21 protein-coding genes are annotated in these 24,906 nt (G+C 62.0%); 5 read left to right on the forward strand and 16 right to left on the reverse strand.

Annotated elements, in window-relative coordinates; translation table 11 throughout:
• Nucleotides 1-13: 13 nt before the first annotated feature.
• The 3 genes from LY632_RS06895 to LY632_RS06905 all read right to left on the reverse strand — a co-directional run bounded on the left by LY632_RS06895 (nt 14) and on the right by LY632_RS06905 (nt 5,680).
• Complete coding sequence (locus LY632_RS06895) at nt 14-2,212, reverse strand: M3 family metallopeptidase (RefSeq protein WP_234093059.1); 2,199 nt, start codon at nt 2,210-2,212, stop codon at nt 14-16.
• A gap of 232 nt (nt 2,213-2,444) precedes the next feature.
• Nucleotides 2,445-2,783 (reverse strand): hypothetical protein, encoded by a 339-nt coding sequence (locus LY632_RS06900; protein ID WP_234093060.1) that lies wholly within the window; start codon nt 2,781-2,783, stop codon nt 2,445-2,447.
• Nucleotides 2,784-2,926: 143 nt separating this feature from the next.
• On the reverse strand, nt 2,927-5,680 hold the full coding sequence (locus LY632_RS06905; protein WP_234093061.1) for a hypothetical protein: 2,754 nt from the start codon (nt 5,678-5,680) through the stop codon (nt 2,927-2,929).
• A gap of 211 nt (nt 5,681-5,891) precedes the next feature.
• Here LY632_RS06905 and uvrA point away from each other — a divergent pair, with 211 nt between their 5' ends.
• Nucleotides 5,892-8,861, forward strand: coding sequence for an excinuclease ABC subunit UvrA (gene uvrA / locus LY632_RS06910; protein WP_234093062.1), 2,970 nt, complete (start codon nt 5,892-5,894; stop codon nt 8,859-8,861).
• A gap of 413 nt (nt 8,862-9,274) precedes the next feature.
• Here uvrA and LY632_RS06915 read toward each other — a convergent pair whose 3' ends face one another.
• Both LY632_RS06915 and LY632_RS06920 read right to left on the reverse strand, forming a co-directional pair.
• Complete coding sequence (locus LY632_RS06915; protein ID WP_234093063.1) at nt 9,275-10,924, reverse strand: P-loop ATPase, Sll1717 family; 1,650 nt, start codon at nt 10,922-10,924, stop codon at nt 9,275-9,277.
• A gap of 231 nt (nt 10,925-11,155) precedes the next feature.
• Nucleotides 11,156-11,821 carry a hypothetical protein gene (locus LY632_RS06920; protein ID WP_234093064.1) on the reverse strand — a complete coding sequence of 222 codons (666 nt, stop codon included), beginning with the start codon at nt 11,819-11,821 and terminating at the stop codon, nt 11,156-11,158.
• A 324-nt stretch (nt 11,822-12,145) separates the two neighbouring features.
• On the opposite strand from LY632_RS06920, the gene LY632_RS06925 reads away from it, so the two are divergent.
• The 3 genes from LY632_RS06925 to LY632_RS06935 all read left to right on the forward strand — a co-directional run bounded on the left by LY632_RS06925 (nt 12,146) and on the right by LY632_RS06935 (nt 14,388).
• Nucleotides 12,146-13,255 (forward strand): hypothetical protein, encoded by a 1,110-nt coding sequence (locus LY632_RS06925; RefSeq protein ID WP_234093065.1) that lies wholly within the window; start codon nt 12,146-12,148, stop codon nt 13,253-13,255.
• Nucleotides 13,256-13,502: 247 nt separating this feature from the next.
• Complete coding sequence (locus tag LY632_RS06930; RefSeq protein ID WP_234093066.1) at nt 13,503-13,682, forward strand: hypothetical protein; 180 nt, start codon at nt 13,503-13,505, stop codon at nt 13,680-13,682.
• 67 nt (nt 13,683-13,749) lie between these two features.
• Nucleotides 13,750-14,388 carry a TIGR02466 family protein gene (locus LY632_RS06935; RefSeq protein WP_234093068.1) on the forward strand — a complete coding sequence of 213 codons (639 nt, stop codon included), beginning with the start codon at nt 13,750-13,752 and terminating at the stop codon, nt 14,386-14,388.
• Here LY632_RS06935 and LY632_RS06940 read toward each other — a convergent pair.
• The 4 genes from LY632_RS06940 to LY632_RS06955 all read right to left on the reverse strand — a co-directional run bounded on the left by LY632_RS06940 (nt 14,385) and on the right by LY632_RS06955 (nt 19,001).
• A complete protein-coding gene (locus tag LY632_RS06940; RefSeq protein ID WP_234093069.1) occupies nt 14,385-14,909 on the reverse strand; it encodes a septal ring lytic transglycosylase RlpA family protein in 525 nt (174 codons plus the stop codon). The two genes, LY632_RS06935 and LY632_RS06940, sit on opposite strands and share 4 nt — an antisense overlap.
• Before the next feature lie 905 nt (nt 14,910-15,814).
• Nucleotides 15,815-17,029: an argininosuccinate synthase gene (locus LY632_RS06945; protein WP_234093071.1), complete on the reverse strand. Its 1,215-nt coding sequence runs from the start codon at nt 17,027-17,029 to the stop codon at nt 15,815-15,817.
• A gap of 108 nt (nt 17,030-17,137) precedes the next feature.
• A complete protein-coding gene (locus LY632_RS06950; protein WP_234093073.1) occupies nt 17,138-17,686 on the reverse strand; it encodes a DUF1003 domain-containing protein in 549 nt (182 codons plus the stop codon).
• A gap of 58 nt (nt 17,687-17,744) precedes the next feature.
• Nucleotides 17,745-19,001: a cyclopropane-fatty-acyl-phospholipid synthase family protein gene (locus LY632_RS06955; protein WP_234093074.1), complete on the reverse strand. Its 1,257-nt coding sequence runs from the start codon at nt 18,999-19,001 to the stop codon at nt 17,745-17,747.
• Nucleotides 19,002-19,071: 70 nt separating this feature from the next.
• On the opposite strand from LY632_RS06955, the gene LY632_RS06960 reads away from it, so the two are divergent.
• On the forward strand, nt 19,072-19,512 hold the full coding sequence (locus LY632_RS06960; protein ID WP_234093076.1) for a DUF1801 domain-containing protein: 441 nt from the start codon (nt 19,072-19,074) through the stop codon (nt 19,510-19,512).
• Here the strand turns inward: LY632_RS06960 and LY632_RS06965 are convergent.
• The 7 genes from LY632_RS06965 to rlmN all read right to left on the reverse strand — a co-directional run bounded on the left by LY632_RS06965 (nt 19,509) and on the right by rlmN (nt 24,819).
• The gene (locus LY632_RS06965; protein WP_234093077.1) at nt 19,509-20,261 is read right to left on the reverse strand and encodes a molybdopterin-dependent oxidoreductase; all 753 of its coding nucleotides are present in this window, start codon (nt 20,259-20,261) and stop codon (nt 19,509-19,511) included. The genes LY632_RS06960 and LY632_RS06965 overlap by 4 nt on opposite strands.
• Nucleotides 20,258-20,932 (reverse strand): cytochrome b/b6 domain-containing protein, encoded by a 675-nt coding sequence (locus LY632_RS06970; protein WP_234093079.1) that lies wholly within the window; start codon nt 20,930-20,932, stop codon nt 20,258-20,260. Before LY632_RS06970 ends, LY632_RS06965 begins: the two co-directional genes overlap by 4 nt.
• Nucleotides 20,929-21,714 carry an SDR family oxidoreductase gene (locus LY632_RS06975; protein ID WP_370636566.1) on the reverse strand — a complete coding sequence of 262 codons (786 nt, stop codon included), beginning with the start codon at nt 21,712-21,714 and terminating at the stop codon, nt 20,929-20,931. Before LY632_RS06975 ends, LY632_RS06970 begins: the two co-directional genes overlap by 4 nt.
• A gap of 99 nt (nt 21,715-21,813) precedes the next feature.
• Nucleotides 21,814-22,206 carry a glycine zipper 2TM domain-containing protein gene (locus LY632_RS06980; RefSeq protein WP_234093082.1) on the reverse strand — a complete coding sequence of 131 codons (393 nt, stop codon included), beginning with the start codon at nt 22,204-22,206 and terminating at the stop codon, nt 21,814-21,816.
• 137 nt (nt 22,207-22,343) lie between these two features.
• Entirely contained in the window at nt 22,344-22,988 is a 645-nt protein-coding gene (locus LY632_RS06985) for an MOSC domain-containing protein (RefSeq protein WP_234093084.1), read from the reverse strand.
• Nucleotides 22,985-23,581: a bifunctional 2-polyprenyl-6-hydroxyphenol methylase/3-demethylubiquinol 3-O-methyltransferase UbiG gene (locus LY632_RS06990; protein WP_234093086.1), complete on the reverse strand. Its 597-nt coding sequence runs from the start codon at nt 23,579-23,581 to the stop codon at nt 22,985-22,987. The genes LY632_RS06985 and LY632_RS06990 overlap by 4 nt, the downstream gene beginning before the upstream one ends.
• A complete protein-coding gene (gene rlmN / locus LY632_RS06995) occupies nt 23,578-24,819 on the reverse strand; it encodes a 23S rRNA (adenine(2503)-C(2))-methyltransferase RlmN (RefSeq protein ID WP_234093088.1) in 1,242 nt (413 codons plus the stop codon). Before rlmN ends, LY632_RS06990 begins: the two co-directional genes overlap by 4 nt.
• Between the last annotated feature and the right edge of the window lie 87 nt (nt 24,820-24,906).

Raw genomic sequence — 24,906 nt, forward strand, 5'->3', positions numbered from 1 at the left:
AGGTCCTGCAGGCTTACTCTTCGATCAGCCCGCGTGCCTCGAGCATCGGGGTGACGTCCGGCTGGCGTCCGGCAAAGTTCTCAAACATCTCGAAATAGTCCATCGTCCCACCGCGGCTGAGCACGGTCTTGCGGTAGTGATCGCCATTGGCGCGGGTCAGCCCGCCATTGTCGAGGAACCACTTGCGGCTGTCGCGGTCGAGCATCTCGGTCCACAGATAGCTGTAATAGCCCGCCGAATAGCCTGCCGGATCGCTGAAGATGTGGTTGAAATAGGTGCTGCGATAGCGCGGCGGCACCAGGTCGATTTCGAGCCCAAGCTCCTGCAGCGACTTGCGCTCGAAGGCATCGACCTCCTCCGGCGTATCGATCGCGGCGGCCTGTTCCGGCGTCAGCGCAGCCCACTTCATGTCGAGCAGAGCAGCCTCGACCACTTCGCCGAAGTCATAGCCCTGGTTGAACTTCGATGCGGCGCGCATCTTCTCGACCATCTCGGCGGGCAAGGTCTCGCCGGTCTTGTAGTGCTTGGCATAGTTCTGCAGCACTTCGGGATAGGTCGCCCACATTTCGTGCACCTGGCTGGGGTACTCGACGAAGTCGCGCGCGGTCGCGGTACCCGAAAGGCTCTCGTACTTCTGGTCGGCGAAGAAGCCGTGCAGCGCGTGGCCGAATTCGTGGAAGGTCGTCTCGACCCAGTCGAAGCTGACCAGCTGGACTTCGCCTTCCGGCGCCTTGGGGATGTTGAGCACGTTGTAGATCACCGGCTTGGTGCCCCACAGATAGCTCTGGTCGACGAAGTTCGACATCCACGCCCCGCCGCGCTTGCCGTCGCGCTGGAACGGATCGAAATAGAACAGGCCGAGTTCGCTGCCGTCCTTGTCATAGACCGTGTAGACGGTCACATCCGGGTGGTAGACCGGCAGATCGGTGCGCTGCTTGAAGGTCAGGCCATAGAGCTTTTCGGCCATGTAGAACACGCCGTCCTCGAGCACGCGGTCGAGCACGAAGTATTCCATCATCGCGTCTTCATCGAGCTGGTACTTCTCGGCCTTGATCTTGTTGGCATAGCGGTACCAGTCCCACGGCTGGACGGTGTAGTCGCCGCCATCGGCCTTGATCGCGGCGTTGAGCATCTCGGCTTCGCGCCGCTGGGTCGCGGCGAGCGCGGGGACCATGTCGGTCATGAACTTGAGCGCGGTCGCGGGCTTTTGCGCCATGCGATCGTACATGGTGTAGCTGGCCCAGTCGTCCTCGCCGAACAGCGCGGCCTTCTCCGCCCGCAGCTTGGCGATCTGGGCGACCAGCATGCGGGTGTCGAATTTCGGGTTGGTCCCGTCGGCGCGGTGCGCGCTCAGCTTGAACAGCTTCTCGCGCGTGGCGCGATTGGTGAGGCTGGGCAGCGGCGGCTGCTGCGTCGTGTTCTGCAGCGCGATGGCATACTTGCCGGGGAAGCCCTTCTCTGCCGCCAGCTTCGCCGCGGCGGCGATGTCGGTCTCGCTCAGGCCGGCGAGTTCCTCCCTGGTGTCGACGATCAGCGGCTGGTCGTTGGTGGCGGAGCGGACCTGCTGGCCGAACTGCGTGGTAAGAGTGGTCAGCTCGGTGTTGATCGCCTTGACCTGCTCGCGCTGGGCATCGGTCAGCAATGCGCCGGCATGGACCATCTGCTCGTAGGTTTCCTCCAGCAGCTTGGCATCTTCTTGCGTCATGCTCATCGCGGCGCGGTTGTCGTAGACTGCCTTCACCCGCTCGAAGAGTTCGGGGTTGAGCGTGATCCAGTCGCTATGGGCCGAAAGCTTGGGGCCCATTTCGGTATCGATGGCATCCAGCCGGTCGGTGGTGGCGGCGCCCGTCAGCGTGTAGAACACCCGCAACACCCGGCCGAGCATGCGGCCCGACTTTTCCAGCGCGACGATGGTGTTCTCGAAGGTCGGGGCGGCGGGATTGTCGATGATCGCCTGCACTTCGGCCTTCTGGATTGCCATCCCCTGTTCCATCGCCGGGACATAATCGTCCTCGGAGATCTTGGTGAAATCGGGGGCCAGGAAGGGCAGGGTGCTGTCCGACGCGAAATAGCCGGTGCCGGTGGGAATGGCAGGCGCGGCGACGGTTTCGGTTTCTGCCACTTCTTCGGCTCCCGGAGTGGTCTGGCAGCCCGCCAGCGCCAGGGCGGCAAGGGCAAGCGGGGCGGTAGTGGCCAGGATATGGGCCTTCATTCTTCTCTCCAATGGTCATGCCGCCGCGCGGTTGGGCACGGGGGCCGGATGGGCACAAGGGGCAAGGAAGGCGCGACCCGCGCTGCCCCCGCATGCGCCGGTTTATGAATGAGCGTGCTTGAACCGGAGATTGCCGGTCAATGCAAGGGGGCGACAGTTGCGCGCCTGCAGTTGGTGGAACGGAAGCGGGGGTTGGTCGATGGGGGCGGAAATCCGCCGGGCGGCGCGATCCCTAGCGCGCGCAGAATTCGCGGTGGCCGGCCTCGCACATCTTCACCGCATGGCGCCACTCGGCCATCTCGCGTTCGTAGCGCTCCATGTCGCGGCGGTATTGCTCCATGTCCTTCTCGTGCTGCTTGGTCGCTTCCCAGTCCTTGGCATATTCGGCGTCGCGCCGGGTGACATAGTCGAGCTGTTCCCGATTGAGCTGGCGGATGATCGCGCGGTCACGCTCGCGCGCTTCACGGGTCTGCATCGTCGGATCGCGCGGATCGTCGGCCGAGGCGGCGGTGGGAATGGCGGCGATGGCGGCAAGCAGCGCCAAGGCGCCGATGCGAGCGGTGATAGGCATGTGGTGCGACCCTCCTGTTGACCCGTAGCGCGAATGTATCGCGAGCGCCCGGCGCAGGGCCAGTGGCTTTGCGACGAGCCGTGTGCGGTTGGTCGCACGCGCGGGGCTGGTGGGCGTTGCTAGATATTCGAGACGGTCTTCGCCTATTCCTTTTCCCGCAGCGATCCGGTCAAAGTCAGCACAGTCACCGACAGCAGCAACATGCCTATGATTTCATACAGTGCCTTGCCAATCAGGACTCCGTTTTCGCTCGCCCACCAGGGAAGCGACACGGGATCGATCGTCAGCATGCTGTCCTGCTCCAGATCGATAATCGGGATCGCCGCGTCTACAGCAAGTACGAAGTAGTTCACGGGGTAGGGAGAAACGAGGTCAGTGCTGTTGGGCTGGATCGCGCCGGCGCTGCCAAGCAGCCATGCAAACAAGGTTCCGATGCCGAACCATACAGAAAGGCAAAGTATGGCGCGGGCGGGAGAATATCCATAGTTGCTGGTGGCTTTGAGTAACCAACCCAATCCGCGTTCAAGCAGGCTGACGCCCCCATGTTTGCGCTGCATTTCACGTTTCGAGATCAGTACCATTCGACGCGCTCGTTCGTCTCCTTCACCGGAGAAATAGTGAGCGAGTTGTTCGAACGGCTGCGACCGGAATTCCGGTTCGTCTGCATCGAATTGCATGTCGAGCCACTGCAGCCGTTCATCAACCTCGGATTTCGAAACCGAGTGCCGATTGCCTGCGATTTGGTAATCATCATTTTCCTCGCCCGGCACATCGGGCGCGGCAAGGCTCCCATACGTCAATCCATCGAGCACCAGATCACCTTGCTTGAGCCCTGACCGGGTCCACACTGCGCCGCCACGGTCAAGCACCCGCTGGATATGGGCCCCGCCAAGATCGACCATGCCGTCGAAGCGGAAGTTGCGTATGGTCAGGCTACCTTCGATCCGTCCATCAGTAAGGGACAATGCCCGGTCATAGCTATGGACTCGGCGATAGCGTTGCGATGACAAGGAACTGTCCTGATCATTTGCTGGTCGGATTGCCCGTGCGGCACCGTTCGAGAGCACCAGGTCTCCTTCAATCCGTGCTGCTGAAAGCCTTACGCACCCATCGAATTCGATAGTGTCACCGTCGACCGGGCTGGCAGTTTTCTGTCCCATAGCCAAGTCGCCGCCAATATGCGCGCGAACAAGGCTCACGCTCACGGCGAGACCTTTGGATAAGGCATAGTAACCGCTGCGACAGCGAATGGAATAGAATAGCAGATCACGCGCCAGTTGGAGGCGGTCGAGCAGAACCCCACCTTCGAAACTGCAGCCATCCCCTCCGGGCGCACTGCCGAAAAGGATGTGTTTGCGGACAGACATGTCACCAGCGCCCAAGGCCACAGCATCGGCACTGCCTCCATTGTGGCCAGCAACCTTAACTTCGATCAACTCCAGCGACTCACAGTCGGCGTAGCCGCAGGAAATACCGCCGTTGCAGCCCACCAAGTTTAGCTGCAGGACATTTTTGCAATGAGCGTTCTGCAGGCTGAGCGGGAAATTGAGCACAAGCGAACAGATGATTGTTCGCTCAAAAATGAGCTGGTTCCCGACAAAGGAATCGACATTCAGTCCTTCGCTGAAACAGCAATCTCGAAACTTGAGCGATGCTGCGCGTACACCACCAGCATAAGTGTAAAAATAGGCATCGCCGCCTGCATCTGCTGCCAGCTTGGCATAGTCTGGTGCGGTGCCAGAAATATGTGGCATTCCGCCGTTCGAGATCCGCTCCAGAGCAATGATGAATTCGGCCTTCGCGAAGGCCATGTCAAAGACGCCTGAAATACGACAATCGGTGATGCTCGCGCTGCCTGTAACGGCGCGGATCAATGTCAGCATCCGCAACTTTAGGCGCGCAAGCACCAGCATGGCTCCGAGGCTCAGGTCTTCGAGATAGAGTGCGCCGGACGGGGCATTAAGGTCGGAGAAAGTAACGTCCTGGCCTACCCTTGTTCCTTTGAAGTCAAGATAGCTGTGACTTCGGGCCGCGGGCTGGAAAGCGAATCTGTTCACCGTCAGTGTACGGCCTATTTTTGCCCCGACGGCAAGAAACGGTCCATTGAGCAGGATTCGTTCGACAAAGATCGAGCGGCGACAGTCGATTTGGCTGAGGCTCAGCCCCGATAGTCCGCCGGTTACTTGGGCAAACCGGCAATTGTCGATGTGAAGATCATCAACCGATGCCTTAAAGAGTGACAGTTGCCCTCTGAATCGGGTCTCAAAGACGGAGAGATTCCGACGCAAGTCGGCCCGCGATAGGTTCATGCTTGCGAAGGAGCAATTTTCGATTTCCACCCGCTCGTCGCAGCGTAAGGCGCGCATGTCTGCCGTCCCGCTGACCTCTAGCTTGCTCAGTCGCAACAGACCACAGAGGTGAGTTCTGTCGAGCCCGAATATACCATCGATTTCGCATCGCTCAATAATCAATGCGTCTTGGATCGTCGAACGGTCGAAGGAAAGCGCATCTGCGACGATGTCATTGCTACGCAACTGGCAATCGAACATCCTTACACCGTCAAGCTCGGAGCCGCTCAACTGGACAGGGCCCTCGAATACGCAGTTCTCGAACCGCAGTCGCGGTCCCTTCGCAGTACCGCTCGCGTCGCCGCGAATGCCCGCAACGCTCAGCCCATCAAGGATGCAAAGGTCCCTTAGCCAAAGAATACCTCCGGCGGCTGATGGAAGGCCGAACCGACCAGCAAGCAGATCGGCAAGGAAGTTACCGCTAACAGCCGGACGTGCGCCCGAGAAATCGTGCTCATTCTTGAAATCCGCCGGGCTGCCGCGCCACCAGGCCTCGAACACCAGGCGCTCGATCCGTGAGTGCCGCCACTCATTCGCTAACTTGTTCACCCATCCTCCGGGGACTGCTTCTGCAATTCGTCGGAGAAGGGAACCTACAAGCTGCAATCGCGACTGTCACCAGCTTGAGATATTGAGGAGATTGACCTGCTGAAGGAACAATGCGAACATTTGCGGAACATCGCTTGTCCCACCGGTCCCGCGCGCCATGTCCCAAAGCCCCGCTGGACTCTGATCGCAACACACCCCACTTGGAGCGCCTATGGCTCTCACTCAGATATCCGTCCGCGGTGCCCGCGAGCATAATCTCAAGGGGATCGACATCGATCTGCCGCGCGATGCGCTGATCGTCATCACCGGCCTCAGCGGCTCGGGCAAGTCTTCGCTCGCTTTCGACACGATCTATGCCGAGGGGCAGCGGCGCTATGTCGAAAGCCTTTCGGCCTATGCGCGCCAGTTTCTGGAGATGATGCAGAAGCCCGATGTCGAGCATATCGACGGGCTCTCCCCTGCGATCAGCATCGAGCAGAAGACCACCAGCCGCAACCCGCGCTCGACCGTGGCGACCGTCACCGAGATCTATGACTACATGCGCCTGCTGTGGGCCCGCGTCGGCGTGCCGTACAGCCCCGCCACCGGCCTGCCGATCGAGGCGCAGACCGTCAGCAACATGGTTGACCGGGTGATGGCGCTGCCCGAAGGGACGCGGCTCTATCTGCTCGCGCCGGTGGTGCGCGGGCGCAAGGGCGAATACCGCAAGGAGCTGGCCGAATGGCAGAAGGCCGGCTTCACCCGCGTGCGGATCGACGGCGAGATGTATGCGATCGAGGACGCGCCCGCGCTCGACAAGAAGTTCAAGCACGACATCGAGGTGGTGGTCGACCGGATCGCGGTGAAGCCGGGGATCGAGACGCGGCTGGCCGACAGCTTCGAACAGGCGCTCAAGCTGGCCGAGGGGCTGGCCTATGTCGACCTGGCGGATGCCAACGTCTCGGACGTCATCCCAGCGCAAGCTGGGATCGCTGGCGAAGACGCTCCATCGACAGAGGCCCCAGCTTCCGCTGGGGCGACGAAGGGCGGCATGAAAGGCGCCGGCATCCCCGCCAACCGCATCGTCTTCTCCGAGAAATTCGCCTGCCCGGTCAGCGGCTTCACCATCGAGGAAATCGAGCCGCGGCTGTTCAGCTTCAACGCGCCGCAGGGCGCCTGCGCCACCTGTGACGGGCTGGGCGAGAAGCAGCTGTTCGATCCGCAGCTGGTGGTGCCGAACGAAGCGCTCTCCCTCAAGCAGGGGGCGGTGGTGCCCTGGGCCAAGTCCAACCCGCCGTCGCCCTATTACATGCAGGTGCTGCAGAGCCTCGCCAAGGCTTACGAGTTCGACCTCACCACCCCGTGGAACGAGCTCGAGCGGGACCAGCGCGACATCATCCTCCATGGCACCGGCGGGCTGCCGGTGGCGCTGACCTTCAAGGACGGGCGCAAGGAATACACCGTCAACAAGGCGTTCGAGGGCGTGATCGGCAACCTCAACCGCCGCCTGCGGCAGACCGACAGCGCCTGGATGCGCGAGGAGCTGGCCAAGTTCCAGACCGCGCAGCCGTGCGAGACCTGCGGCGGCAAGCGCCTCAACGAGAAGGCGCTTTCGGTCAAGGTCGCGCAGACCGACATCGCCACCCCGGTCAAGATGAGCGTCGCCGATGCCAAGGCCTGGTTCCTCGCGCTCGAGGCGCAGCTGACCGAGACCCAGCAGCAGATCGCCCGCGCCATCCTGAAAGAGATCAACGAACGGCTCGGCTTCCTCGACAATGTCGGGCTCGATTACCTCAATCTCGACCGCACAAGCGGTACCCTCTCGGGCGGGGAGAGCCAGCGGATCCGCCTCGCGAGCCAGATCGGCTCGGGCCTCAGCGGCGTGCTCTACGTGCTCGACGAGCCCAGCATCGGCCTCCACCAGAAGGACAATGACCGGCTGCTCGAAACGCTCAAGCGCCTGCGCGATCTCGGCAACACGGTGATCGTGGTCGAGCATGACGAGGACGCGATCCGCACCGCCGACCATATCGTCGATCTCGGCCCCGGCGCCGGGGTCCACGGCGGCGAGGTGGTGGCGCAGGGCACGCTCAAGCAGATCGAGAAGGCGAAAAACTCGCTCACCGCCGATTACCTCACCGGGCGGCGCGCGATCGAGGTTCCGGCCACGCGGCGCAAGGGCAACGGGCACCAGCTCACCGTCCACGGCGCGCGGGCCAACAACCTCAAGGATGTGACCGCCTCCATCCCGCTCGGCACCTTTGCCTGCATCACCGGCGTTTCGGGCAGCGGCAAGTCCAGCTTCACCATCGACACGCTCTATGCCGCCGCCGCGCGCACGCTCAACGGCGCGCGGGTGATCGCGGGCGCGCACGACAAGGTCACCGGCCTCGAATATTGCGACAAGGTGATCGAGATCGACCAGTCGCCGATCGGCCGCACCCCGCGCTCCAACCCCGCCACCTACACCGGCGCCTTCACCCAGATTCGCGACTGGTTCGCCGGCCTGCCGGAAAGCCAGGCGCGCGGCTACAAGCCGGGCCGCTTCAGCTTCAACGTCAAGGGCGGCCGGTGCGAGGCGTGCCAGGGCGACGGGCTGATCAAGATCGAGATGCACTTCCTGCCCGACGTCTATGTCACGTGCGAGGAATGCCACGGCCGCCGCTACAACCGCGAGACGCTGGAGGTGAAGTTCAAGGGCCTCAGCATCGCCGACGTGCTCGACATGACGATCGAGGATGCGGAGGAGTTCTTCAAGGCCGTCCCCCCGATCCGCGACCGGATGCATATGCTGAACGAGGTCGGCCTCGGCTACGTCAAGGTCGGCCAGCAGGCGACCACGCTGAGCGGCGGCGAGGCGCAGCGGGTCAAACTGGCCAAGGAACTGGCCCGCCGCAGCACCGGGCAGACGCTCTATATCCTCGACGAGCCGACCACCGGCCTGCACTTCGAGGATGTGCGCAAACTGCTGGAAGTGCTGCACCGGCTGGTGGAGCAGGGGAATTCGGTCGTGGTGATCGAGCACAACCTCGATGTGATCAAGACCGCGGACTTTATCCTCGACCTGGGGCCTGAGGGCGGGGTGCGCGGGGGCGAAGTTGTGGCGTCGGGTACGCCGGAGGAGGTGGTGCGGGAGGCGCGGAGCTTTACGGGACGGTATTTGAAGCCTTTGCTCGAACGGCAGGCGGTGGCGGCGGAATAGTTCCTCCCCATCGACTTGCGATGGGAAGGGACAATCCGCAGGATGGTGGAGGGGTACCCTCGACTACTCGGATGGGTTCTTTGGGGAACCACTGCACTATTTGGTTTCACGCAGAGACCGCAGAGGAAAAGAGAGACGCTGAGAGGGTGCGCCTGCGTCAATCACCGCGCACCCCAGTACCGTCTTCCCGGACTTGCCTGCCCCTGCGAAGGCGGGGGTGATCAAGACGGCGGACTTTACTCTGGACCTCGGACCCGCGGCTGAGGGGCATCGGGCACGCCGTAGGAGGTGGTGCGGGAGCCACGACGCTTTACGGGGTGATAACTGGTGTCATTCTTAGCAAGAAAAATTCAATCAGTGGTTGGGGAATTCTTCAAATAGTACAGGGGTCATTGGGAAATAAAACAAGATATTCATGTATTAAACGCTGAGCCGTCTCCCTTGAGATTCAAGCGACGATGTAACATTGGGTGAACCGCGAATTTTGTATTAGAATCGACTATTGCAGTATTGAGTACAGGATCATTTTTGTAACTCCACTCAAATTTTGATCCCGATGATCTTTTTATCCCAACGGCACCAACAAGATACATAACTTCTATAAATGTTTTTCTTAGATGATGATAGTTGGGTTGCTCATTGTTTACTATTCCATTACAAATAGAAATGAACTTACCTGAAAGTACTCCATCACCAGCAACTAGCTCAATGCAGATATTTTCGAAAAACTTGTCTGTCAGATTTGCATAGGTAAAGCGAGCATCAAGGTGGCGGAGGCTTTCTAGAACTACTTCAAGGTCACCAAAGGCGCCTTCCCATTCCTCAACAATAGCTCTAAACCTTTTGTTCGAGTACTCTGCCTCTGCCTTCCTTACTAGGCGCGCAGATATCGAGGACGCGCCCGGCTCAGCCTCCTCAAAGCATTGGTTGACATAAGAAATGACGTCTCTTGGACGATAGAGTGAGCGATCCAACATGTAGGTTAGTGGATCATGGTCTCCGATTTTTGACGTAAAGATGTCCTCAAACCTGACCTTTCGGCCAGTATACTGATCTTTGAAAACGAAGTTTAGTCGCTCCTCTATCAACGCCTGAAGGTCGTCAGATGACCATCGAAGACGTAGCATCATGTCCTCAAATTTTTCACTTTGAAAGCCACGTCCTTCGGTCCGCGTCATAACAGTATGGAGGAGGTCTGCCCGCAAGCTGATGACAATCTTGACGTTTGATATACGCCGAAATTTTCTCAGCGTTTCGATAAGTGCTCGGATTAGCTTGAAACGGAGGGAGTCATGGACCCATCCTGTATCGAGATCATCAATGATCAGATAGTAATGAGCCTTCTTGTCGTCGAAAATATCCTCAGCTAAAAAATTCAACAGCTCAGATAGTTCTTGTATTTGAACTGCATTGACAACCTGTTGCGCCTTATTAATTATCTCCGTAGTCTCTTCCCGAGATTTTCTATCCGACGCTAGCGAAGTAGCTTCAATCTTGGCGCGCAGGGCCTCAGCTGTCATGCCGATTTTGTCCTCCATCGAGGACTCGATCTTGCTAACGACCTCTTTGACTCGCTTCTCTGTGTCTAGCCAAAACTGGCTGCTAAAGCGCGTGAGGTACTCCAATGCCGCCTGCCTCTTGGGGTTGCGGTTAAGTGCGTTGTAGATTCCTGCGAACCATTTCTTGGCGGACTCTTGATCGTAAAATTCCTTCTTTAACTTAAGAAGCTCCACGACTAAAACGTGACGCCAAAGCAATTGGTAGAAAACGTTCAGATCGACGCCTAAATCTTCAAAATAGCGGATGATGGTTGAGTTGCTTATGAAATTGAGTGAAAGATCTTCAGGATCTATCCGTGAAACATTATCGTGAGTGTCATCTATATGAAATAAAAGCGCACTTTTTCCGCTGCCTGTTCTTCCCAAGACAATCGCACAAGGATTGTCGATGTCGCTAACCTGCTCGGGTTGACCCGTCTCAATGAAGCATTCAGAAAGAAACTTTTGATCTTGTTCGGCAGACATCTGGCCGATCGACATTCCCCTTCGCAGAGTGATGGGCATTTTTTATGTGTTCCCCCAAGAGATGCGATCCTAAGGATAGAGAGAGTGTAGTTTCTTTGCAAGAAAGGCTTTCCGACGAGCGTTGCTCGCTGTGGACAATAAGTGATCTTTTGGCTCCGTTTATATTCCCCTACGACCATCATGTAGCATGCATAAGTCGGACCTGCTTCACCAGTCACGGGCTGATCGCATTTATGAGGGGACGCCCGATCAATTCCGGGGACAGTATACCTAATTCGCCGATATTAACCCCACCACCACCGCCAAACCCGGCCCCGCCAGCACACTCCCTCCCAGCGCCAGCCACCGCACCACCCTCGGCCCCGTCCCCGGCTCGACCGAACGGTCCAGCCACCAGGTCGCGGCGGCGAGGATCAGCACGAGGGGGAGGGTAAAGGTGGCCAGCGCATTGCCCACGACCACGTCGGGCTGCCAGAAATTGTCGCTCATCACGCTCATGAAGCCGGGAATGATCTCGCCGCCGCCCAGCATGAGGCTGGCAGTGGCACCGCCGAAGATCACCACCGCTGCGAGCACGGCGATGCCGGTGGCGGCGAGCGACTTGCCGAGCGCTTCCAGCCAGCCGATGTGAGCGCCCGTAAGCTTCGCGGCAAGCTTCAGCGCCAGCGCCGAGACGAGGGCCGCCCCGATGGCGAAGGGGATGTAAGCCCGCATCGCCCACAGCCCCGCGCCGATGGCGATGATCCCCAGCAGGGTGGCTCCGCCCGCGCTGCCGTCGCCGTGGCCATGGCCGCCGGTCGCATCGGGAAAGGCCGAGTTGCCGCGCATCCTCGCATCGTCCTCGGCGCGGGCGCGGCGGCCCTGGTCGTAACCGTGGCTGCTGCCCCCGCCGATGCCGTAATAGCCGTTGCGATAGTCCTCCTGGTAGTCGCCCATCGTCCTGCTCCCGCCGCTTGGCGCAAGGCTCGTGCGAGGCGCGGGCAAAGTCAAGCGGGGCTGCTCCCACTCCCGCCCAGGCGGAGGTAATGGCCTCGATCGGGTAGCGCTCCCCTGACCACCAGCACACTATTCCTGCGTCTCTCCTTTCCTCCCCGGTCTCTGCGAGAAACCAATAGTGTGCCAGCGGGACCCCGGCTCCCCTGCTTTCGCAGGGCAGGCAAGTCCGGGGTGACGATATGGGTCAGCGAGGGATTTGCTGTCCTACAGCCCCCCATCTCGCATACATAAGTCGGTCCTTCTCCCCACAGACGGACCACCCCCATGCGACCGCTCACCACCGACACCCCCACACTCCCGGCCCTCGCCGAAGCGCTCCCTGCCGACCCCGGATCGGCGTCCGGGGCAGGCGACCCCCACACACTCTTCACCCGCGAACGCCAAGTCGCCTTCCTCCAGGCGCTTGCCGCGTGCGGGGCGGTGCGGCGGGCTTCGGCGCAGGTCGGCATCTCCTACCGCACAGCCTATCGCGAGCGGCGCGCCTCGGCCCCGTTCCGCCTCGCCTGGGATGCGGCGCTGCTCTCGGCCCGGGCGCTGAGCGAGGATGTGCTGGCCACCCGCGCGCTCGACGGGGTGGAGGAGATCGTCTTCTACCGCGGCGAGGAGATCGGGCGGCGGGTCCGCTACGATGCGCGCCTGCTGCTGGCGCATCTCGCCCGGCTCGACCGGCTGACCGAGGACGCCCGCACCCGCGCCTTTGCCGAGGATTACGAGGGCGCGCTGGAACGCTTTGCCGCCGGGACCGACGATCCCGCCCCGGTGTGCGAGGACTGCGGGGTGGCGCTTCCTGTGGGTAGCGTCCCCGCGCAGGCGGGGACCTCGGGCGGCAGCGAGCCATCTCCTAAGGCCCCTGCCTTCGCAGGGGGGCGCAGTTCTTCCTCAGGACTGTGTGACAAGTGTGACATCCCGCCGGCGGAGACGGCCATAAAGCGGGCTTCCACGAACCCGCCCGGGGCGCTCGATGCGGCGCGGGAGGCGGCGCTCGCGGCCATCCCCTGCGACTGCCCCGGCGCGCAGCTCGGCACCGATCGCGGCGCGCCGCACTGGCGCATGGGGGCCGGCGGGCCGGAGCCGGTCTGCAACTCCGACGGCCGCGGTCCGTGCTGCGCCGATCCGCGCTGGCCCGATTGCCGCGACTGCCCGCACTATCCCCCGGTCGACCGGCTCGAGCACGCCATGGCCGAGGCCCGCCCCGCCGATGCGCCCGAGCTGTGGCGGCTGGGCGAGGAGCGCGCGGTGGAGGCGTGCCAAGTCGAGGCCTTCCTCGCCGGGGATTCCGAGTGGTGGCGCGTGGGCGCGGACCAGGTCCGCTACCGCCGCGATGGCGAGGACGGCGGGTGGTATCCCGAGGACGAGTTCGAGGATGCGGCGTGAGTGTGCGCCGGCGGCGAGGGCATGGCGCGGCCGCGCGGGACGCCGGGCGCGAACGGGCATCCCCAACACAGGGTTAGCGGGCATGCTTAACACCGCCCTGCAAATGGCGCTTGCGTCCAATTCGCGGGGATTGGGGCGCGGTATCAGCGGCTTGTACAAACGCGACACGGCCCCGGTCCGGGGCTGCGCTGCAGGGAGAGTCCACTTGAACACCACCAGTATGCCTTGCCCCGTGTGCAAGGCGCCGATGGCTTTCGAACTGCAGGGGTTGCTGGCCGGCGAGAACGCCGAATGCGGCATCTGCGGCACCGCGCTCTCGATCCAGCCGGGCGAAAGCATCCGCGCGGCGATGGAGCGGTTCGGCGCGGCGCGGGAGGAGGTCCAGCAAGTGATCGGCGGGCGCAAGCGCCGGGGGCAGGTGCGCTGACCTTGCGAAGTCGGCACGCTTGCGGCACAGGTCGGGGCGAGATGCAACCCTGAGGGAATGCCCCGAGATGGCCGCTACCAGGACCACCGCCAATCGCAGCTTCGACGTGAAGCCGCTGTTCGCCGAGCCCTACTTCGTGATGAACATCGCCGATGCGATCAGCCCGAAGCAGGTCAGGTTCATCCAGTCGCTCAAGATGAACACCAACCAGGTCAACCAGATCTCGGACGAGCTCTACCTGTTCGCGCGGCCCGAAATGAAGAGCATCGCCGAAGCGGTGCAGCAGGGGCTCGACACCTACACCAGCGAAGTGATGGGCATCGCCCAGCGGCTGGAAGTGACGCAAAGCTGGGCGCTGATGAACCCTCCAGGGGTGGGGATGCACGGGCACACGCACTCGAACTCGATGATCTCGGGCTCGCTCTACTACACCGACATGCCCGATCCGCCGGGCAACATGATCTTCGAACGCTTCAACAGCTATCGCCAGATCGAGCTGGGCATCGATGCGAGGAAACAGAACATCTACAACGCGCCGCGCAACGCGGTGGTGCCGAAGAAGGGCGACCTCGTGCTCTTCTCCAGCTCGCTGCAGCACTATGTGGAAGTGAACAACTCGAATGAGAACCGCTATTCGATCGCCTTCAACACCTTCGTGCGCGGGACGATCGGCAGTTTCCGGGATGTGAGCGAATTGAAGCTTTAAGCTTCGATCAGTTCGAGTTCGACCGTGCCATGACCGGCACGGACGATGCCGATCTCCTCGGCCGCGGCGCGAGAGAGGTCGATGGTGCGGCCCTTGGTGAACGGGCCACGGTCGTTGATGCGAACGATGACCGACTGGCCGGTGCGCGGGTTGGTCACGCGAACCATGGAGCCGAAACGCAGAGTCCGGTGGGCGGCGGTCAAGGCGCCGTTGTCGAAGATCTCGCCGCTCGCCGTACGGCGGCCGTGGAACTTGCTGGCGTAGTAGGAGGCGATGCCGGTGCCCAAGGAGCGAGTGGTCGGCTCCGCCTCGACCGGCGGTTCGAAAGTCTCGAGATCGACCGCTTCGGGCGAGGGTTCGGCGGGGACGGGAAGCTCTTCGAAGGCTTCGAAACCGGCGACGAATTCGGCACCCATTGCACCTGTTGCGGGGGTCGAAGCCTGCGCCGGAAGTGCCAGCAGCACCGCCATTGCCGTGGCCGATACGGCCCGCCATGGCTTCAAGAGTGTCCTTTCAGACATGGCAGGGCGCTTAGCCGCAGGGTTCCTAAAAGAGTAGTTACCCGCCCCGATTTGGCCGTATTTCCGGCTCGACTCACCCCGGAATGCCCGCCACATGCGACGAACCGTTCTGTCCTACACAGCTTGTAACAGGGTATGGAGCGCAAATCGGGTGCGATTGCCGCCGGTTCGTCGAGAGAATGAGAGTGATGCCAAATTGGTGATTCCCAATGCAAATGGGGCCGGCATTGCTGCCGACCCCACTCTCACCAGCGCGTGGTCTTCCTTCTGCTTCCCGCCCGAGGGCGTTCCGTTTCCGGAAGCGCTTGGCGCCCGATGTCTTTCCGCGTGCCCGAAGGCCCGCGTTCTGTCACCGGCGCTCGCGCCGGCATCCGGTTCCATCGTTGGAAGGTCTGCTATCCCGGGCCTAAACCCGTTCCTGCCAACCTTGGGCTCCATCGATTTCCCCGCAGCCGTTCGATCCCTTGATGGCCGTTCCTTCAGGTTCCCTTTGGCCGAAGCCTCCGTTTCCCTTCATTCGCGACCGGTCTCTCCCGGCCGTGTCAGCGAACTTCCGCATCCTGGTCATCAGGAGGGCTTGCGTCTGGCCGAAGCCTTCTGCAAGCAACCCTCGCAAGTCGCGGGGACAGTCGCTGGCACATCGGTTGTTCTGGAAATTCTCTGGTTTTTCAATCCTTTCGGATGAGAAACCTGAAGTCTTCCGTCCCTCTCGATGAATTGAAACTGCGCCGCCAGACCGATTCTGGCAACTGCCGCAAGAGTGACTTTTCCACTTTTCCCCGATTCACCTGTGGACGACAGTGGATAACTCAACCACTCGTCGATTCATTGCGAAAGTTTCGCACCCACTCGGCCAATAACTACCAATGTTGCGCTGCAGCATCCGGTCTTGCAGTGAATTCGGCTCAACGATCCCGCTTGCCCAGCAGCTTCAGCCGAAGCGCATTGAGGCGGATGAAGCCCTCGGCATCCTTTTGGTCGTAGGCGCCGGCATCGTCCTCGAAGGTCACATGCGCTTCCGAATAGAGCGAGTTGGGACTCTTGCGGCCCACCACGCTCGCCTGGCCCTTGTAGAGCTTGAGCCGTACGGTGCCGCAGACCTTCTCCTGGCTGAGGTCGATCGCCGCTTGCAGCATCTCCCGCTCGGGGCTGAACCAGAAGCCGTTGTAGATCAGCTCGGCATACTTCGGCATCAGCTCGTCCTTGAGATGCGCCGCGCCACGATCGAGCGTGATCTGCTCGATCCCGCGATGCGCCCGGGCGTAAATCTCGCCGCCCGGTGTCTCGTACATGCCGCGGCTCTTCATGCCGACAAAGCGGTTCTCCACCAGATCGAGCCGGCCGATGCCGTGCTTGCGGCCAAGATCGTTGAGCGCGGCCAGCAGCGTGGCCGGGCTCATCGTTTCACCATTCAGCGCGACACCGTCGCCCTTCTCGAAGTCGATGGTGATGTATTCGGGCGTGTCGGGTGCGTCTTCGGGGTTGACCGTGCGCGAATAGACGTAGTCGGGCGTCTCTTCCCACGGATCTTCCAGCACCTTGCCTTCGGACGAAGTGTGGAGGAGGTTGGCATCGGTCGAGAATGGGCTCTCGCCGCGCTTGTCCTTGGGCACCTGGATCTGGTGCTGCTCGGCCCAGGCGATCAGCGCAGTGCGGCTGGCGAGGTCCCATTCGCGCCACGGGGCGATGACCTTGATATCGGGATCGAGCGCATAGGCGCTGAGCTCGAAGCGGACCTGGTCGTTGCCCTTGCCGGTGGCGCCGTGGGCGATGGCATCGGCACCCGTCTCATGCGCGATCTCGACCAGCCGCTTGGAGATCAGCGGGCGGGCGATGCTGGTACCGAGCAGGTAGTCGCCTTCGTAACGGGCATTGGCGCGCATCATCGGGAACACGAAATCGCGCACGAATTCCTCGCGCAGGTCCTCGATGAAGATGTGCTTGTCCGGGATGCCCATGGCCCGCGCCTTGGCCCGCGCCGGCTCCAGCTCCTCGCCCTGGCCGAGATCGGCGGTGAAGGTCACAACCTCGAGCCCGCGCTCGACCTCGAGCCATTTGGCAATGACGGAGGTATCGAGACCGCCGGAATAGGCGAGGACGACACGCTTGATATCGGACATTCGGGGTACTCCTTGATTGCGCGCGCGCCTAGCAACGGGGCGGGAGTGGGGCAATCATGAATGGGCCATTGTCTGGTCCCGGCAGGCGATCGGGAAGCTCGTCGAAGGCTAGGGGCGGGCGGACAGTTGGCGAACGAGCTTCAGCAGTTCTTCCTGCTGGGCGATTATCGTTTCGTGTTGCTCGCCGCGCAGTTTGTCGAGCTTTTGCTGCATGGCCATGATCTCGATCTCAGAACGCAAATTGACCTCGTAGTCATGCGCGGCAGCAATGCGGTCTTTCTCGGCCTGGCGGTTCTGGCTCATCATGATTACCGGGGCTTGGATCGCCGCGAGCATGGAGAGTATCAGGTTGAGGAAAATGTATGGGTAGGGGTCGAAGGCTTCGCTGCTGCTCAGAACGATCGTGTTGAGGCCGGTCCAGCCGACAAGGAACAGGAAGAACAGCCCGATAAACAGCCAGGATCCACCCACCCGCGCGACCGAGTCTGCCAGCCGGTCGCCAAAGCTGTCTTCGCGTCCCGCCAGTTCGTGCGCATCCTGACTGATCGGCTGGCGATCCTCGATCCCCTCTATGACCCGCCGGTGCCCGGCATCGCTGGGGCGATCACCAAGATATTCGCGGGCAAGGTCAAGCGTCAGGCGTTTGCTGCTGGGCATCGAAGTACCTCCTGTTCCGGGGCAAGGCGATATCCATGCACCTGAAAGGCGGCTCTCCTCAAGCGGGCAAGCGAGTTTCCAGCGTGCGCTCGCCGTCGGCGATGTAATCGCGGGTCAGCGGCAAGGCGCGCCGACTGCGGGCAAACTGGATCTGGTAGTTGCACAGTCCGCCATGCTCGAAGGCGGCAGTCGCGCCAGCGAGGTAGAAAGTCCACATCCGGAAGAAGCGCTCGTCATGAAGGGCAATGATGGCCTCGCGGTGCTCGAGGCAGCGCCGATACCACTCGCGCAGCGTGTAGGCATAGTGCAGCCGCAAGGTTTCGACGTCGGTCGCGATCAGCCGCACCTTCTCGCTTGCGGCGACTGTCTCGCTCAGGGCCGGGATGTAGCCACCGGGGAAGATGTACTTGCGGGTAAAGGCATCGGTTGTTCCGGGTCCGCCCATACGCCCGATGGTGTGGAGAAGCATTACGCCGTCATCCGCCAGCATCGTGGCGCAAGCTTCGAAAAAGGTTTCGAATTGTGGCCGCCCGACATGCTCGAACATGCCGACCGAGACGATCCGGTCGAACCGGCGCCCCGCCTTGGCGAAGTCCCGATAGTCTTCCAGCTCGATGCTGACCTTGTCCGCGACCCCCGCTGCGGCCACCCGCTCGCGTGCCAGTGCGAGCTGCTCTTCCGACAGGGTAATCCCGGTGACGGTGACATCGAAATGCTGCGCCAGATAAATCGCCATCCCGCCCCAGCCGCACCCTATGTCGAGAACGCTGTCGCCCGGTTCGAGCGCTAGCTTTGCCGCGATGTGGGCAAGTTTTGCCTCCTGCGCTTCGCCCAGGGACAAGTCCGCGCGCGGCCAATAGGCGCAGCTGTATTGCATGTGTTCGCGGTCGAGCATCAGCCGGTAAAGATCGTTGCCGATGTCGTAATGGTGCGCCACGTTGCTCTTGGAGCCGACGCGGTTGTTGACCTGCTCCAGCGCAAAGGCAGCCCTGTTGCGGAGCCGCTTGAGAGTGCTCGGGCGGCCAAAGTTGCCGCCCTTGTCCCACGGAGCGTTTGCCCGCAGCAGTTCGACGAGTTCCATGATGCCGCCCTCTTCGACGAGCAGCCTGCCATCCATGAAGGCTTCAGCCGCCCCGAGCCTCGGATCGAACACTATGTCGCGCGGGACCCGGTCGTCGGTGAAGCGGATCACGACGTCGGGAAGTCCTTCGGCGGCGGTGCCATAAGTCAGGGCGCAGCCATCGGCGTAAACCACGCCAAGGCGGCCCTGCTTCACGGTTGAGGTGAGGAAGCGGTCGAGAAGGGTCTTGCTCATGCGTTCTCCTTCGTGGCTTGAATTAACGCTCTCGGTTTGTGTCCGCCGATGTTTCGGCTAGCTTGCCGGAATGACTGAAGCGAAGACCCAGATCACCGGGGTGGATCCCGCCGATTTCATTGCGAACGTCGAACCCGAGCGACGGCGTGAAGAGGCGAACGTGCTCGACGCGATGTTTCGTCGGGTGACCGGCGAGTCCCCGCGCATGTGGGGAACGACCATCATCGGCTACGGCCAATACCGCACCACCTATGCCAGCGGACGGGAGGTCCACTGGATGCGAACCGGTTTCAGTCCGCGCAAGGCCAAACTCTCGCTCTACCTCATGGGTGGCTATTGCGACGAGATGGCGGGCAAGCACCGGGACGCGCTCCTTGCGCAGTTGGGAAAGCATTCGAGGGGCCAGAGCTGTCTTTACATCAACAAGCTGGCCGACGTCGACATGGGCGTTCTGGAAGAGTTGCTTCTGGCCGACTGGCAAGCGATGTCGCGACTGTTCCCCGAGGACTAGACCCCGGCATACCACTGATATCCGGCGCGGTCCTCCCAATAGCCGCCCTTGCCTTCGCCAATCGCATCAAGACTGTCGACCACTTCGATGGCGGTGAGATACTTTGCGTGCTTGTAGCCCAGCTGCCGCTCGATCCGCATGCGCAAGGGGGCACCATTCTTCACTTCCAGGGGTTCGCCGTTCAGCAGGTGCGCGATGATCGTCTGCGGGTGATAGGCATCGACCATGTCGATGCTCTCGTAATAGTCTCCGCCGTTGAGCGTGTCGGCACAGCGGAACACGATGAAGCGGGCCGTGTCCTTCACGCCTGCGGCTTCGAGGATGACTCCCAGTTGGGGACCAGTCCATTCCCCGATAGCGCTCCAGCCCTCGACGCAGTCATGGCGGGTGATCTGGGTGCGCTGCGGCAGCTTGCGGATATTGTCCAGCGACAGCGACAACGGCGTGTCGACCAGTCCGCGCACTTCCAGAGTCCAATTCGTAAAGCCATTGGCGACGGCTGCGGTGTAGGAAGGCCTGGCCGGATCGGTTGTGCCGTTGCCGCGAAAGTCGGGAGAGATATCGGCCTTGGAGTATTCCTTGGCGAGGCCCATCCGCCCGCCCAGCAGGCGATTGGCACCCATGTGCCAGCGCTCGGCCGCATCGAACAGCGATTGGCCTGCGCCTGATCCGGCGATTTTCTGGCAACCGGCCACGACCAAAGCGCCTATGGCTGCCAGCATCCCGCGCCGTTTGAGGTGCATGCTCATGCTCTCCCTCCCGTAATCATGTCGCGCAGCTGCTGGAGCGGCTTGTGGACGAAAACCAGCAGCACGTGAACGATGAAGAACCCGGCGATGGCGAAGGCGAAGATGAAATGCAGGCTGCGCGCGCTCTGTCGCCCACCGACCAGATCTGTGAACCAGCCCCAGCTGGGCGACATGCCGGGACTGATGGCCATGCCGGTGAAGACCATCATCGGCAGGAATATGCCGAGCACGACGCCGTAGCTGAACTTCTGCAGGAAGTTGAACTTGCCGCCACCCTCTTCTTTGGCATGCTCGAAGTTGAACTTCGCATGCTGGACGATGTCGTGCCAGATGGCGGCGGGCCTCCATTCCTTGCGGGTGGTGACCAGGTCGCGCTTGAAGTGTCCGTTCACCAGCATCGCCAGCCACATCACCAGCAGCATGACGGAAAAAGGCCAGGCCATGAGGATATGCCAGTCCCGTGCTCCGGCGAGGTCATACCGTCCCGGGATCGTCATCCAATAGGGGAACTTGGGCACCAGCAGCCAGGCATCTGCGCGGGCGAAGCCCCATTCGCCCCAATATAAACGCGGATGGGCATTCGAGATCCCGAGACCGCTCATGAACAGGATCACCACGCAGACGAGGTTGGTCCAGTGCCACAGGCGGGTGACGAGCGCATGTTTCCTCATCGGCCGGCCCCTTCCCGTGCCAGGTAGATTACATCGCGGTCCTGACTGAGCAGATGCTGGCCGCTGTCGATGAACAGCGTCTCGCCGCTGGCCAGCTCGCCGCGACTGAGGAACAGCGCCGCTTCCGCGATCTCGGATGCGCCCGTCTTGCGGCCGAGCAGGTTGAGGACGTGCGACTTCTCGACTTCTTCCTCGGCCTGGTCGTGGCTGGCGAGGATCGCTCCCGGGGCCAGTCCATAAACGCGGTCGCGCGGGTCGACCTGCGCCTTCGCCAGCATTCGGATTGCGCCATCCACGGCGTGCTTGCTCATGGTGTAGCTGAAGAAGTCCGGATTTGAGTTGGCCAGTTTCTGGTCGGTCAGCTGGATCACGCGTTTCCCCCCGCCTGCTTTCGCCAATTGCAAGAACGCCATCGCCATCGCGGCGGGGCTTTGCGCGTTGACACGCGATGCGGTGCTATACGTGGCGGGATCGATCCCGGTTACAGTGTCATACTCGAAAACCGAGGCGTTGTTTACCAGCACCCGCCAATCCGGCAGGCGGGCCGCCAATTGCTCGATCATTTGCACCGAGGCGACGGGATCCAGCAGGTCGCATTCGACCGTCTCTGCCGAAAGGAGCGTGTTTGCCAGCGCCTCCGCTTCGTCAGCGCTGCCGTGATAGTGGATGATGACATGCCAACCGGCCTCCCCAAAAGCGTGCGCGATGGTGGCACCGATCCGCCTGGCGGCGCCGGTGACGAGGGCGGCGGGTTTAGGTTCTTGCTGGTTCACATCCACCATCAACCACGGACTGGCGGGAGAGGGAAGGGGCAACGCGCGCAAAAAAGGCGCGCCGCCCCGGATGGAGCGACGCGCCCGGTTACCCTCTCCAGGGTTCGATCAGCGGCAGCTGATCGAGCCGCGGTCGATCTCGCGGCCCAGCAGTCCGCCGACAACGCCGCCAAGAATGGCGCCTACCGTGCGGTCGCCGCGGCCGGCGATCTCGGCGCCGGCCAGGGCACCGACACCGGCGCCGATGACGAGGCCGGTGGTGCCATTGTCACGGCGGCAGTAGTAGCGACCATCGTCGCCCCGCCAGACATAGGACTGGCGCGTGATGCGGCGCGGTTTGATATACCGTCCGCGATCATCGTAAATCCGGGCGCGCTCGTAACTGCGTTCCTTGGCTCGCTTGCCATAGGCCGGGGCCCATGACGGTGGGTCGGCCATGGCCGGGGTCGCGACGGGAAGGGTCATCGCGGCGGCGGCAATGACAAGAGCTGTCTTCTTCATGGGGCTGCTCCTTTCGTGTCGATATTCTGGCTTAACAACGGGCAAATTTGTTCAGCGATCCCCAACGCCAGATGAACGAGCACGCCTTCGTCTTGCGACCAAGGCGAGTGGTTTTCAGTCTGCGATGGACGGTGGGGTCAGAGCGTGAGGCGTTTCCTGATATCGCGCACCAATCGGTCGGAGACTCGTTCGAGCGAGGCCAACTCTTCCAGCTCACCATCGGGGGCGCGAGCGCTGCCGTAGGTGGCCAGAAAGGCGCGGGCCACGCTCCATGCGCCATGGCCGCGCTCGACGCGCTCCTGCAAGTCACCAGCTTGCGCCTCGCCGGGCTCGATCACCCGGTAAAACCAGCCACTGCGGGCCGCCGCCACCATCGCCTTGACCACACCTTTGGCCTCGAGATGGTGCTCGATGGTCGAACAGGGCTGACGTGGCTGGCTGACTTCGATCAGGGCCGTACCGATCCGAAAGCGGTCACCGATGCAGACGTCATGCTCGGTCATTCCGGTGGTCGAGATGTTCTCTCCCATACTGCCCGGCCCGGAGAGGCGCGGCATGGGGCCGAAGTGATGCAGCAGCCACGCATATGTCTCGGACGGGAAGTGATGCAGCGCCATCGAGGGATAACCGTGATAGGTGCGATTGACCTGTTCGTCGGACGCGATGCCGCGCTCTCCGATAGCGACTGTGCCTGTCAGCGGTGACTTCTGGATTCCGCTCCTTCTACCGGAAGGCAACGCGGCGGAAGTCCCCGCGCACAGGGCAGCAATGACGACGGTCATCGAGAAGCTCTTCTCACGGTCAGCGCGATCCAGTCGCGCATGGTACCGTCGGCACCCTGGCCGGGAAAGACAATCACGTCCTCCAAAGCAAACCCCGCCTTGCGGTAGGCATTCTCGATCCAGTCGCGGTCAGGGAAATTGTGTAGCCGTCCAAGCAGGTCGCGGCCTTCGCCGTCGCCGAGCTTATAACTCGCATAGTGCCAGCCACCGGGCGTGAGGGCACGATGGATAGCGGGAAGAAAGACGCCCAGCTCTTCCCGCGAAGCGTGGAGCAAGCAGGCGTGGGCCCAGACTGCATCGTACTCGGCGATGGCGTCCAGTTCCTCGAACGTCATCGCCCGCGCGCCGACATCGAACCGCTCGTTGGCCTTGCGAACCATCGCCGGGGCGCCATCCGTCGCATCGAGATCGAACCCGCGCTCCCTGATCCGCGCAGAATCGCGCCCGCCGCCGCAGCCCAGTTCCAGCACGCGGGACCCTGGCTCCAGCCGGTCGAGGAAGGCATCGAGATGGCGGCTTGGCGCCTGTCCGAAACTCAGGGTGTAACGCGGGGCGTTGTCTTCGTAATAGGCTATGGTCGCCGGGTCGCTCACTCGGCAGCTGTAGCAGCTGCTTCGCGGTCACGCTCGGCCCGGCTCTTCTTCTCGGCAGCGGTCTTGAGCTGGCCGCAGGCAGCGTCGATGTCGCGTCCGCGCGGGGTGCGTACCGGTGCGCTGATGCCGCCGTCGAAGACGATCTCGGCAAAGCGCTTGACCCGTTCGGGCGTCGAGCACTCGTAAGGGGCGCCGGGCCAGGGGTTGAACGGAATCAGGTTGACCTTGGCCGGCAGCCTGTACTCGCGGATCAGCCGGACGAGTTCACGCGCGTGCTCGTCGCTGTCGTTCTTGTCCTTTAGCATCACATATTCGAACGTGATGCGGCGGGCATTGCTGGCACCGGGATAGTCGGCGCAGGCCTGCAGCAGTTCCTCGATGCCGTATTTCTTGTTGATCGGCACGATCTCGTCACGGATTTCCTTGGTCACTGCGTGGAGGCTCACAGCGAGGTTGACCCCGATCTCTTCGCCGCATTTCGCCATCATCGGCACGACCCCGCTGGTCGACAGCGTGATGCGGCGCTTGGATAAGGCGAGGCCATCGCCGTCCATCACCAGCTTGAGCGCGTCGCGCACATTCTCGAAATTGTAGAGCGGCTCGCCCATGCCCATCATCACGATATTGGTCAGCAGGCGGCCATCGGCGGTGTAGTGGCCGGCATCCTCGGCATCGTCGAGGCCTGCCATCGAACCCTTGGGCCATTCGCCCAGCGCGTCGCGCGCGAGCATCACCTGCCCGACGATCTCGCCCGGCGTCAGGTTGCGCACCAGCTTCATCGTGCCGGTATGGCAGAACCGGCAATTGAGGGTGCAGCCGACCTGCGAGGAGACGCACAGCGTGCCTCGATCTGCATCGGGGATGAAGACCATCTCGAATTCGTGGCCGTCATCGGTTTGCAGCAACCACTTGCGGGTGCCGTCGACCGAATGCTGCGCCTCGACGACATTGGGCCGGCCAATGACGAAGCGCTCCGCAAGCCATGGACGCATGGTCTTGGCGATGTCGGTCATCGCCTCGAAATCGGTCACCCCGCGATGGTAGATCCAGTGGTAGACCTGCTTGCTGCGCAGCTTGGCCTGCTTGGCGTCGAGCCCGGCTTCCCCCATCAGTTCGGCGATGCGCCCCTTGGGCAGGCCCATCAGGTCGACACGGCCATCGGCACGCGGCGTGATATCACGCGCGACGGGAACGGGATCCACCTGTCCGGGGATCGGCATGAGCTGGGTATCGGCCATGGGAGGCGCGCATATAGGCTTGCTGGGCCGTGAAATCCAGCATGCAACTTTGCCTCCGCGCGTGGGTGCGCGAACCAACGTAGCGGC

It is taken from the genome of Erythrobacter sp. SDW2, assembly GCF_021431965.1.
GTDB lineage: Bacteria > Pseudomonadota > Alphaproteobacteria > Sphingomonadales > Sphingomonadaceae > Parerythrobacter.